This is a genomic window from Acinetobacter sp. ANC_7511, from assembly GCF_056779975.1.
Genome location: NZ_JBWYIY010000017.1, coordinates 38,270 through 50,628 on the forward strand (window position 1 = coordinate 38,270; position 12,359 = coordinate 50,628).

14 protein-coding genes are annotated in these 12,359 nt (G+C 39.7%); 7 read left to right on the top strand and 7 right to left on the bottom strand.

Going from position 1 to position 12,359, the window contains the following annotated elements:
- Positions 1-5: 5 nt before the first annotated feature.
- Entirely contained in the window at positions 6-911 is a 906-nt protein-coding gene (gene truB / locus AC1M9L_RS12010; protein ID WP_035264283.1) for a tRNA pseudouridine(55) synthase TruB, read from the bottom strand.
- Between the two features lie 146 nt (positions 912-1,057).
- On the opposite strand from truB, the gene AC1M9L_RS12015 reads away from it, so the two are divergent.
- The 7 genes from AC1M9L_RS12015 to AC1M9L_RS12045 all read left to right on the top strand — a co-directional run bounded on the left by AC1M9L_RS12015 (position 1,058) and on the right by AC1M9L_RS12045 (position 9,061).
- A complete protein-coding gene (locus AC1M9L_RS12015; protein WP_481592258.1) occupies positions 1,058-2,098 on the top strand; it encodes a lipase secretion chaperone in 1,041 nt (346 codons plus the stop codon).
- A gap of 37 nt (positions 2,099-2,135) precedes the next feature.
- On the top strand, positions 2,136-3,122 hold the full coding sequence (locus tag AC1M9L_RS12020) for a lipase family alpha/beta hydrolase (RefSeq protein ID WP_481592259.1): 987 nt from the start codon (positions 2,136-2,138) through the stop codon (positions 3,120-3,122).
- A 282-nt stretch (positions 3,123-3,404) separates the two neighbouring features.
- Positions 3,405-4,388 carry an esterase/lipase family protein gene (locus tag AC1M9L_RS12025; RefSeq protein WP_092766675.1) on the top strand — a complete coding sequence of 328 codons (984 nt, stop codon included), beginning with the start codon at positions 3,405-3,407 and terminating at the stop codon, positions 4,386-4,388.
- 221 nt (positions 4,389-4,609) lie between these two features.
- A complete protein-coding gene (locus AC1M9L_RS12030) occupies positions 4,610-5,599 on the top strand; it encodes a lipase family alpha/beta hydrolase (RefSeq protein WP_081403225.1) in 990 nt (329 codons plus the stop codon).
- A 158-nt stretch (positions 5,600-5,757) separates the two neighbouring features.
- Positions 5,758-6,732, top strand: a complete 975-nt coding sequence (locus AC1M9L_RS12035; RefSeq protein ID WP_481592260.1) for an esterase/lipase family protein — start codon at positions 5,758-5,760, stop codon at positions 6,730-6,732.
- Positions 6,733-6,960: 228 nt separating this feature from the next.
- Positions 6,961-7,938, top strand: coding sequence for a lipase family alpha/beta hydrolase (locus tag AC1M9L_RS12040; RefSeq protein WP_481590092.1), 978 nt, complete (start codon positions 6,961-6,963; stop codon positions 7,936-7,938).
- A 142-nt stretch (positions 7,939-8,080) separates the two neighbouring features.
- Positions 8,081-9,061 carry a lipase family alpha/beta hydrolase gene (locus tag AC1M9L_RS12045; RefSeq protein ID WP_481592261.1) on the top strand — a complete coding sequence of 327 codons (981 nt, stop codon included), beginning with the start codon at positions 8,081-8,083 and terminating at the stop codon, positions 9,059-9,061.
- Between the two features lie 61 nt (positions 9,062-9,122).
- On the opposite strand, the gene rplS is transcribed toward AC1M9L_RS12045, so the two are convergent.
- The 6 genes from rplS to AC1M9L_RS12075 form a co-directional block, all read right to left on the bottom strand.
- The gene (rplS, locus tag AC1M9L_RS12050) at positions 9,123-9,494 is read right to left on the bottom strand and encodes a 50S ribosomal protein L19 (RefSeq protein WP_004787066.1); all 372 of its coding nucleotides are present in this window, start codon (positions 9,492-9,494) and stop codon (positions 9,123-9,125) included.
- A 179-nt stretch (positions 9,495-9,673) separates the two neighbouring features.
- Entirely contained in the window at positions 9,674-10,414 is a 741-nt protein-coding gene (gene trmD, locus AC1M9L_RS12055) for a tRNA (guanosine(37)-N1)-methyltransferase TrmD (protein ID WP_092766672.1), read from the bottom strand.
- Between the two features lie 26 nt (positions 10,415-10,440).
- Positions 10,441-10,989, bottom strand: coding sequence for a ribosome maturation factor RimM (rimM, locus tag AC1M9L_RS12060; protein WP_035264305.1), 549 nt, complete (start codon positions 10,987-10,989; stop codon positions 10,441-10,443).
- Positions 10,990-11,007: 18 nt separating this feature from the next.
- Positions 11,008-11,265, bottom strand: a complete 258-nt coding sequence (gene rpsP, locus AC1M9L_RS12065; RefSeq protein WP_035264308.1) for a 30S ribosomal protein S16 — start codon at positions 11,263-11,265, stop codon at positions 11,008-11,010.
- Between the two features lie 144 nt (positions 11,266-11,409).
- Positions 11,410-11,874 (bottom strand): type IV pilin protein, encoded by a 465-nt coding sequence (locus tag AC1M9L_RS12070; RefSeq protein WP_171260680.1) that lies wholly within the window; start codon positions 11,872-11,874, stop codon positions 11,410-11,412.
- Complete coding sequence (locus AC1M9L_RS12075) at positions 11,858-12,355, bottom strand: type IV pilin protein (protein WP_180028919.1); 498 nt, start codon at positions 12,353-12,355, stop codon at positions 11,858-11,860. Before AC1M9L_RS12075 ends, AC1M9L_RS12070 begins: the two co-directional genes overlap by 17 nt.
- Positions 12,356-12,359 lie beyond the last annotated feature (4 nt).

Sequence of the window (12,359 nt, forward strand, 5' to 3'; positions counted from 1 at the left end):
TTCGCTTATAAATTTAATACACGTTTAGGAACTAGACGTTTTTTATCAGTAATTTCAGCTAAACCTAAACACTTTTTTTCATCAAATACGAGGACTTGAGATTCGGCAGGATGATCAATATTACTTTCCATCCCACGACAGAAATATTCTGCACGACCTTCTGGTACTTGAACTTTTGGAAAATGATCCACAGGCGCATAAGCAGGTAACAACAATGCTTCACGTTGTTGTTCAGTTAGACTTTCTAAGTATTCAATGGTGTACTCTGGCACAATACCAAAATGTCCAGTTTGAATACGATGTAAATATGTTAAGTGCCCATAACTTCCTAAAGCTTGAGCAATATCCTCTCCCAATACTCGGATATACGTTCCTTTTGAGCATGTCACATCCAAAGTAATTGAATCTTGAGTGAAAGACATCAGTTCAATCGCGAAAATATGAATTGGACGAGCCTCACGTTCGATTTCAATTCCTTTACGCGCCAGCTCATACAAAGGACGACCTTCTTTCTTTAAAGCAGAATACATTGGAGGAACTTGTTGAATGTCTCCAACGAATTGCTGAATCACGCTTTGAATTTTATCTTCGTTAAGTTCAATCGGTTGTGCCTCGAGCAAAACTTCACCCTCGACATCACCTGTAGTTGTACTATTTCCCAATTGAATCGTCGTTTGATAACGTTTAGTAGATTCCAGTAAAAAGTGTGAAAACTTGGTCGCTTCACCTAAGCAAATCGGGAGTAAGCCTGATGCTAATGGATCTAAAGCGCCAGTATGACCACCTTTTTCAGCACGATAGAGCCAACGCACTTTTTGCAATGCTGCATTTGAGCTAATCCCCAAAGGTTTGTTGAGTAGAAATACACCACTTATATGACGTCGAGTAATTTTTGGAGATTTAGCAGACATTAGATAATATTCAGATCAGTAAAATACTGCTATTTTATCAAATCCATTTATCGAATATTGATTAAATTTTTATGCATAAAATGTGACATTTGTGGCAAATTATTCTACACCATTAATAATAACTAAATGATTTCATAGGATGTGAAATGAATTCAAAAGCTAAATTGAAAATTACACTGCTGATTGTGGCGTGTCTGATCGTTTTATTCCTTCTCTTTCAATGGTTGAAACCTGACTCAGCTGAATCTGCTGAAAACTCACAACGAGCAGCACAAGATGCCGAAATTCAATCAGAAAATATGGCGCTACAACAAAGTACAACCGTGAATGGTTCTAGCTTTGCAAGTAAAAGTCAGCAAGATATTCAAATCAATTGTCAAATCCAAACCGATAACGCCAACCGTTTGATTGTGAATGAAAATACTAAGAACTGTTTTGAGTTTTTTATTACCCAATACGGCGAAAAAGAGATTACGCAAATCAAGGCTGATTTTATTAAATTTGCTCAAAGCAGCTATCAAGAACCATTACTAGGTCAACTGACAGATTTATGGTCACGCTATGTTCAATATCGTGAAAAAATGGGTGACCTAACACCACCAAACCATGACAAAGAAAGTGCGCAGTATTACAAAGCTATTTTTAATCAGATGAAATCATTGCGTAAACAATTTTTTTCAGACTATGAAATTGAAGGTTTATTTGGTATCGAAGATGAATATCATGATTATACCTTGGCTCGCATGAGTGTCATGGAAGATAAAAATTTATCGGAAAAACAAAAAGCCGATAAATTAAAAGAACTGTTCAATGATCTACCTGAAGATTGGAAAGAAAATTTAAAACAACTTTCTCAACTCGAAGATCTTCGTCAATTAACTGCAGAAATTAAAGCTCGTGGTGGTAGTGCAGAAGAAATTCGTCAAATGCGTCTCAGCTTAGTGGGTCCTGAAGCAACACAACGTCTAGAAAATCTTGATGGACAGCGCTCAAATTGGAAAAGCAAGGTCAATCAATATTTATCTGAACGTGACAGCATTGTCAAAAGTAATATGAGCCCTAGTGCAAAGCAGGAAGCTGTACAACGCCTCCGTTCCCAACATTTTAATAATTCGCAAGAGCAACTTCGGGTAGAAACATTCGAGCAAGTTCATGATCAAGGCGGTCAACTTCCTTTTGCCGATTAATCTTTTCAAGGAACACATTCATTCACAGGGAAGAACGATGAAAAACTTAAAACTTAAATTGATACCTACGACGTTAGCATTCGTCACAACGCTATGCTTATCAAGCTCATTAACTGCCCACGCAGGTCCGGGATTACTCGAAGTAAATGAGACAAAGATCGGTAGTTACGCAAAAACCAAATATCCTATTGTGATGACACACGGTTGGTTAGGCTGGTCTCGCATAGGCAATGAAACATTCAATATTGACTATTGGTATCAAATCTTACCTGATCTATCGCGCAATGGTGCACGCGTTTTTGCAGCACAACTCTCACCTGCTCATACGACTGAATTTCGAGGAGAACAATTAATTTCTCAGGTTGAAGAAGTAATTGCGATCACTGGGCAGAAAAAGGTCAATCTGATTGGTCATTCGCACGGCGGACCGACTGTGCGTTATGTTGCAGCAGTAAAACCCGACTATGTTGCTTCTGTTACTGGTGTAGGAGGGACTTTCAGAGGTTCTATGGTCGCAGATAAAATTCAAAATAATGAAGCAACTCGAACAATATTTAATATTTTAGGGGATTACATCATTCCCCCATTAATTGCTTATGCACAAGGTCGTCCTGATATGCCGATCAGCTTTGATGCTTCGATGAAATCATTAACTGAAACAGGCTCTGCTGCATTTAATGAACGTTTTCCAACAAAAGCTCTCGCGTCAAGTTGTACTCGTTTAGGCAGCCCAATAGACAACGGAATCTTTTATTATTCTTGGACTGGTGTTGCACAAACCACCAACCTCTTAGATATCGATACCATTTTAATGCAGCTCGGGCCTTTAGCGTATGGCAATAAAGATAATGATGGCATGGTTGGGCGCTGTAGCACGCATATTGGACGTGTGATTCGTGATGATTACAAACTAAATCATACCGATTTAGCTAATATGATGTTCGGTCTCAGAGGTTTATTTGCCCCAGATCCTATTTCACTTTATCGCCAGCATGCCAATCGTTTGAAACTGACAGGACTCTAGACGCACAAAATAGCGCAGTCAAATGGAAAGCTATTCATCAGAATAGCTTTTCCGACCATCAGCGACTCTCGACAAAATTTAAATAATGCTTTTTGAACACATTTGCTAATGATTAAATCCTTTAATTATTTCAACTTTTGATTCTTTTTTGCTTTTTATATGTTAATTCGGCAAGCTAAATTGGCATTTTTTGTATCTTGTTGCATTCAATAACATCTTTTAAGGTCTTCTGTATGTTCATCTGGAAGAACATCATAGATTCACTAAAAACTAGGAATAATAATGAAAATAAAACACATTCTAGGCTCGCTGGTGACAGCGCTATGTCTAACATCTACGACAACTTATGCTACTCAAGCTCAACAGATCAAAGTCTCAAGTGTCAAATCTGACTATGCCAAAACGAAATATCCTATTGTATTCGCTCATGGAATGGTTGGATTTATACGTTTGGGCACTGAAAGTCTAGGCATGGATTACTGGTATCAAATTTTACCTGATCTAGCGAGAAACGGTGCAAACACATGGGCGGCTAGAATGTCTCCTTTCAATTCTTCTGAAGTCCGAGGTGAACAATATGTTCAACAACTTGAAGAAGTCATGGCGATTACTGGTGCTGACAAACTCAATCTGATTGGTCATAGTCATGGTGCAAACTCTGTTCGTTATGCCGCAGGTGTAATGCCTGAACATGTTGCATCGGTGATGACTGTAGCCGGTGCCAACAAAGGTACAATCATCGCGTCAGATGTATTAAAAATCGCAGATAAAACAGGAACATCAGAGCTACTGAATGTTCTCATCAGCACTTTTGGTAAAGTCATTATGTGGGCGCAAGGTCTTCCTGCTGATACGTTCCCACATGATGCGATGGCCGCTGGTGTGAGTACATCTGTTGAAGGAACTGCCTTGTTTAATCAAAAATTCCCTCTCGGTTTACCATTAACCCACTGTGGCGAAGGTGCTTATCAAGAAAAAGGAATTCATTTATATTCAATGACAGGAAACAAGCCTTTTACGAATGCCTTGGATCTAGGTGACCCTGTCATGGTTCTACTTGACCGTTTGTCGGTTCATAAAGCAGGAAAAAATGATGGCATCGTTCCAGTTTGTAGTGCCCATTTTGGTAAAACTATTCGTGATGACTTTCCGTGGAATCATTTAGATGAGGTGAACTTGCTGTTCGGAATTAAAGGATTTTTTGCTCCTGACCCAGTTGCAGTTTATAGACAGCACGCCAACCGCCTTAAATTACAAGGACTTTAAATCTCTAGCTCTTTAATTGATTAATTGCTTTCAAATTCATTAGGCTGGATTTGAAAGCAGATTCAAATCTTCATCAAGATAGTTCATTGATCAAATCTACCTCTCTTTTTTAACCTTAAAAATTTACCATTCATCTATTCGATATTTAAAATGTGATTTACATCACTATAATCAATTTAACTCTAGGATTAGGGTTTGATAATAAAAAGTTGAGGATGATGATGAAATACAACAAAATTATGGCGTGCCTACTTACGTCTGCAGCTTGCTTAACGACTCAATTATCTAATGCTTCTGCATTAGAAGTGAAACCTGTAACCTCGACACTTGGCAAATACAATACCTACGCAAAAACTAAATACCCAATCGTATTTGCACACGGACTAACAGGATTTGTCCGTCTTGGTACAGAGAGCTTTGGTTTAGATTATTGGCACCAAATCCTGCCAGATCTAGCGCGTAATGGTGCTAATGTCTGGCCTACACGAGTATCTCCATTCAACTCCAACGAAATTCGTGGAGAGCAATTGCTTCAACAAGTTGAAGATATTTTAGCCATTACTGGTGCACAAAAAGTGAACTTAATTGGGCATAGTCAAGGTGGACCATCAATACGTTATATTGGTGGAACAATTCCTGAACATGTGGCATCCATGACCACTGTCGCTGGTGTGAATAAAGGATCACCTATGGCAGACTTTATCTTGCGTTCAGAAGGAACAGGACTTGATACTGTGCTTGCGACAGCGATGAATTTTGTCTCGGGAGCAATTGTTTGGGCACAAGGATTAAATGCGAAAAGCCTGCCACATGATTCGCTTGCCTCGGCTAAAAGTTTATCTACAGCAGGCTCATTAGCATTTACAGAACGTTTCCCTGCGGGTGTACCAACCACAAAATGTGGTGAGGGTGCATATCAAGTCAATGGCATGCGTATGTATTCATTTACTGGTAATACACCGTTTACCAATGCCCTTGATCCATCGGATTATGCAATGCAAGCGGCATCTTTCATTGTATCTAAGGAAGGTGCAAATGATGGTTTAGTCCCAGTTTGCAGTGCTCGCTTCGGACAAACGATTCGGGATGATTACCGTTGGAATCATTTAGATGAGGTCAATCAAATGATGGGGATGACTAGCATTTTTGCAGCAGATCCAGTATCGGTTTATCGACAACACGCAAATCGTTTGAAACTTCAAGGACTATAATCTTCTCAAGCCTCCATACGCTCATCACGAAATTATGGAGGCTTATCTTAAAAATTGTTCCCTAAAGTTTAAATCCACTTTTCTTTCCTTTTGCTTCGCTATACTCTTATTGTGACAACGGAAATTGTCGAGTATTTCAATCCATCTAAGGAATAGAGATGAGAAAATTTATTTTGGGGACATGCCTCTCTTTCGCATGTTTAATTGGCACGAGTTACGCTGCTACAGCACCTGAACAAGTGACTTCAAAATTTCAAACTACTTATGCAAAAACCCAGTATCCAATCGTATTTAGTCACGGAATGTCTGGTTTTATCCGTATTGGCACTGATCCACTCGGTGTAGATTATTGGTATCAAATTTTACCTGATCTCGCCCGTAACGGTGCAAATGTATGGGCTTCCCGTGTATCGCCATTTAACTCATCAGAAATTCGGGGTGAGCAACTTTTACATCAAGTTGAAGAAGTCATTGCACTCACTGGATCGCCTAAGGTCAATCTAATCGGTCACTCTCACGGCGGGCCCACAATTCGATATGTCGCAGGTGTAAGACCTGAATTAGTCGCATCAATGACAGCGATTGGGGCGCCACATCAAGGCTCACCAGTGTCTGATTTTATATTAAAAATTCGTGATACAGCACCAATCCTTGAAACACCTATTGTGGCTGTAGTCAATCTACTGTCTAAAGCTATTATTTGGGCACAGGGACTTGATCCAGCATCCTTCCCTCATGACTCACTTGCGGGAGCCAATAGTTTGAGCTTAGCAGGATCAGCAATATTTAATCAAAAATATCCTATAGGCGTTCCTCAAAACTCATGCTCTGAAGGTTTATATCGTGAACAAGGAATATATAACTATTCCTTTACGGGTATCGGAACGGCCACAAACCCACTTGATCTAGACTCAGCTTTAAAAATTACCAGTCTATTAATTGACGGTGGTCAAGAGAATGATGGACTAGTTTCACGCTGTAGTGCGAAATTCGGTAAAACCATCCGTGATGATCTCAATTGGAATCATCTAGATGAAGTCAATCAAGTGCTTGGTTTAAAAAGTGTCTTTGCGCCAGATCCAGTCTCGATGTATCGTCAACATGCAAATCGCCTTAAACAACAAGGTCTCTAATATATTTTTTTGTCTGCACTCATCTCTAGATGGGTCCAGACTGTTTAAATAGCCCTCATTAGCATGACATATCTATCCTATAAATGAGTCACCCATCCAATTTATATCAATAAATTTGCACTTTATCTCTTTTTTATAGACTTAGGTCACAATTTTAGTATCTTAAATTATGGCGATGGATATCGCCTGAATCATAAAAATAAACGAATCACTGAATGAGTATCGAAAATGAAACTAAAAAAAATAGTCATGAGCCTATGCATAGGTTCATGTTTTCTTCCTGTTGCACAAGCCTCAACGCAAATTAAAGATTTAGCCGTTAACCATACCGTCAAAACACCTAAATCAAATTATGCACAAACCCAATACCCTATTGTGCTTGCCCATGGCTTATTTGGCTTTGGTAGTATGGTCGGTGTTGACTACTTTTATCAGATCACTCCTGATCTTGCTCGAAATGGTGCAAACATCTGGCAAACACGTGTTTCAACGATGAACTCAAGTGAAGTGCGAGGCGAACAAGCACTGAGTCAAGTTGAAGAGATACTTGCCATTACCGGCAAGCAAAAAGTGAATTTAATCGGACATAGTCATGGTGGTCAGACTGTTCGATATATTGCAGGTGTTATACCTGATCATGTCGCATCTGTTACGACAATTGCTTCTGGAAATCAAGGAGCAAGAATGGCTGATATACTAGAAGGTGTTCTGGTAGGTAATATTTTAGAAGCACCTGCTCGCGCGATTTTTGACAATCTGGTATCGCCAGTGATTACATTCGCATCTGGTCTTGATCCAAAAGTCTTTCCTTATGATGCTAAAGCAGCCCTACAAAGTTTAGGAACGAAAGAATCACTCAAATTTAGTCAGAATTTTCCAAATGGTGTACCTACAACCCAATGTGGTGAAGGGGCTTATCGTGTCAACAATACTCATTATTATTCATTTATGGGTAACTCTCCATTTAATACCGCTTTAGATCCATCTGATTATGGCATGTTAGCTTCTTCTCTTTTGGCTGAAAAAGATGGAGATGGAATTGTAGGACGTTGCTCCGCTCGATTTGGCAAGGTCATTCGTGATAATTATAAATGGAATCATTTAGATGAAATTAACCATCTACTCGGTTTAAAAAGCATTTTTGCACCAAGCGCTGTAGATGTTTATCGTCAGCATGCAAATCGACTTAAACTCCAAGGGCTATAAAACCTAAACACAAAGGGTGAGCTTTTCACCCTTTCTTTCAGTTTAATAATGATTAACATTTAGTCGGATTTATCTTATTTTTGTTTAGTTTTTCTTTACAATATTTTTTGACAATAAATATTGTCTTTTTAAGGAAGAAAACATGAAAACAAAAAAAATGATCCTAGTACTTCTGCTAAGTCTGGTAGGATTATCTCAACTTACATATGCTTCCGGCCTGATCGATGTCGAAGCTAAATACGTAAATACCAATTATGCGCAAACTAAGTACCCTATTGTTATGGCCCATGGCTTTGCATTAGGTTTTAGCCGCATTGGTACAGAACATTTCGGTTTAGATCAGTTCTATCAAATTACCCCTGACCTCGCACGAAATGGTGCACGTGTTTTTGTCGCTCAAATGTCTCCTGTCGAATCAACTGTGGTTCGTGGTGAGCAACTGTTACAACAAGTAGAAACAGCTTTAGCTATTACGGGTAAAGACAAGGTCAATTTGATCGGCCATAGTCATGGAGGACCTACTGTACGGTACGTTGAAGCCATTGCTCCTGAGAAAGTTGCTTCTCTAACTGCTGTTGCAGGCAGTATTAAGGGCTCTCCCCTAGGAGATACTTTCGTAAATAGTAAAGTGCTTAATAGTGTAGCAAAATTAGTTATTGGTGATATTTTGGCACCTGCAATTTCAATTATGGAAGGTAATCCAAGTCTTAGCGTTAATTACGAACAATCCATGTATGATCTTTCTGTAAAAGGTTCTTTAGAATTTAATCAAAAGTTCCCTTCTGCTGCGATCCCGAAAGACTGTAATTCTAACGGTTCATCACAAACGGCTAACGGCGTATATCATTATTCTTGGATTGGTTCTTCAAAGGTGACCAATGTTCTCGATATTTTAGATACCGCAATTGTTGTCTTAGGGACAGCGATTATGCCTAATGAACGCAATCACGATGGTCTCGTGCCTATTTGTAGTGCTAAATACGGCAAAGTAATTCGTGATAATTACAACTTAAATCATTTTGATGAAGTCAATCAAATACTTGGGCTTAAAGGCTTCTTTGCTCCTGATCCAGTATCAATCTTTAGACAACATGCCAATCGTTTGAAGATTCAAGGTTTGTAAGTTTTGATCATAAAAAAATGCGCCAAAAGGCGCATTTTTTTGCTTCGAAGCAAGGCTAAAATTAACCTTGTTTACGAGCTGGTAACTTTTCACGAATACGTGCAGCTTTACCAGAAAGTTCACGTAGGTAATAAAGTTTAGCACGACGAACGTCACCACGACGTTTAACTTCGATTTTAGCTACGATTGGTGAATGAGTTTGGAAAACACGCTCAACACCAACACCGCTAGAAATTTTACGTACTGTGAACGCAGAGTTCAAACCACGGTTTTTCTTAGCGATTACAACGCCTTCGAACGCTTGTAAACGTTCACGGTCGCCTTCTTTTACTTTTACTTGGACAACTACTGTGTCACCTGGTGCAAAAGCTGGGATGTCTTGTTTAAGCTGAGCATTTTCTACAGCTTGTACTAAAGGATGCTTACCGCTCATGGGGTATCTCCAATATGTGTGGGTCAGAAGAGGTCTGATATCCACTGGGGCTAGAGGCTAAGGCGCATAGACCCGATTGACTTTCCCTTTATGCTTGACCGCTTCAATGCATAAAGAGCCTATTTAATACTTCAAGCAATATGCTTGAGGTCATATTTGCTTAAATAAATCTAAAAGATTTATTTTTGCGAATCTTTGAGCCATTTCTTTTGCTGCTTAGTCAACTCAACTTTTTCAACCAATTCAGGTCGACGTTCAAGCGTTCGTTGATAGCGCTGCAAAAAACGCCATTTTTCAATATTTGCATGATGACCTGATTTTAGTACCTCAGGCACATCCAAACCTTCAAAATGATCAGGCTTTGTATATTGCGGACAGTCGAGTAAACCATCTACAAATGAGTCTTGAACGTGTGATTGTTCATCAGACATTGCACCCGGAAGTCTCCGAATAATACTGTCCAATAAAACCATCGCAGGCAGTTCTCCCCCAGATAAAACGTAATCCCCTATGGACCATTCCTGATCAACATATTTTTGGATCAAACGCTCATCAACACCTTCATAACGACCACACAATACAATTAATCCGTCATATTGCACGAAATCTTGTACTGAAGGTTCATTTAAGGTTTTACCTTGTGGCGACATATACACCACAGGTACATGAACAGCACCTGCTTGCGTTGCAAGCTCTTTGGCACGATGAATTGCTTTTGCCAATGGCTCAGCCATCATCACCATACCAGGACCACCACCAAATGGACGCTCATCCACTCGTTTGTAGTTCCCTGTTGCAAAATCACGAGGATTAATACAATGAATTTGCATTAAATCGCGTTTCGCTGCGCGACCGCTAATACCAAAACTTGTAATCGCTTCAAACATTTCAGGAAAAAGCGTAATGACTGCAAAAAACATCGCAGACTCCCGTATTTCCGAAAATATTAGTAATCTACGCCCCAATTGACATAGATACGACCAGTTTCGAGATCAACGCGTTGCACCACATCTTTATGCCATGGAATCATTCGCTCTTCGCCATCGACACTGTCAGCAGTTGCGCGAACTACCATCACATCGTTAGCACCTGTTTCAAACAATTCGTGGATTTGACCAAGATTGACTTCTTGCTCTTCATCATCCAGACCTAACACTGTTAGACCCTTTAGATCAGACCAATAATACTCGTCCACGCCTGGTTGAGGCAGTTGCGATTTAGAAATCCAGATATTTGCGCCAACTAAATTGTCTGCTGCAGTACGATCACTCACACCTTTCAGCGAAACAACTAAGCCTTTACCATGTGGCTTCCAACGTTTCACATCTACAATTTGCCAACCTGCTTTGGTCTCGATGTACCAAGGCAGATAGTCAAATATGTTGCTCATAGGTTCTGTGTTGGAATAGACCCAGAGCCACCCATTTAATCCATAAGCTGAACGTAGCTGTCCAATCTGAATACGATCTTCGGGAACATTCTGTGTTGGTGTCATGGGCTAGCTTCTACCGTATTAAACAGCAGCTGCAGCTTTTTTAGCTTGAGCAGCTAATGAAGCAACACGTTCAGAAGGTTGAGCACCTTGAGCAACCCAGTGAGCGAAACGATCAGCATCTAAACGAAGTTTTTCTGCTTTACCTTGAGCTGTAGGGTTGAAGAAACCGATACGTTCGATGAAACGACCGTCACGTGCATTACGGCTATCAGTCACGATGATTTGATAGAACGGACGTTTTTTAGCACCACCGCGTGCAAGACGAATAACAACCATGATAGAACCTTATAGTTTTTACGGATTATCCCTGCACCGACCATCGATACATTTCAAACCCCTTTCATAGAGGGCAGTATTTTACGTGAACTTTGATCCGATTGAAAGCTCAAAAATTATTTATCCACATTTTTGAATTTAATTTTATTTTCCATCCCAGTTTGTACTTGAAGAAGGCGTACAAGAAGCTGCTTTCACCCAACATTTTTCATTGGCTTCATTTATGACAAAGTGACCATCTGTTTGCATCAATTTTCCACTCACAGGCACTGCACTCAACACCCAACTGTTGTTGGTTACATCTGATATACCAACCGTATAGACAGGATCATAATGCGGAACTTCAACTCGATTTTGCGCATTGGTCTGAAATCCCAATTCAGCTAACGTGACTGCTTTGCCATCCGATTTAATATAACTGTAATTCGCAACCTGATAGTGCTGAAGTCGAGCTGCAATATCTGCCAATGTGGTTTTTACTTCGACACGTTTAGTTTTACGAACATATTCTTGGTAGGACGGATAGGCAATCATGGCTAAAATTCCAATGATGACCACTGCAATCATAATCTCTACTAAAGTAAATCCTGAATTACCATTGTTTTGCATTTGCACCACATCCTGTATATGCATTGACTTCTTTTAAGTCATTTTCCACCAAATATTCTGTTTTACAACGAATACCCTGACTCGTCGCCAAAAACGCATCATAGCCTGTCTGCGTTGGTACAGCTCGAATCCCCCATGCCCGTCCCAAGCCCTGATCTGAACTTAATAAGGTTTTAGGTGTTTTTTCACTGATATCGGCAATACTAATCACATATTTTGGTTTCTTCGCATCAGGCAGGGAAATACTCGTCATTGAAGTATCTTGATCGTAAATATACTTCGCATCAAAACCTCGATAGGAAAAACTGCGACTTTTATAGCGTTCTAGTTGTTCAATAATTTTGGATACTTCTTGCTGAGCCTGTGCAGCAGCATTACGTTTTAAATAACTTTGGTATGATGGCACTGCGATTGTCATCAATATGGCAATTATCACTACAACAACCATCAACTCAATCAGCGTAAAACCTTTTTGATTCATGGTA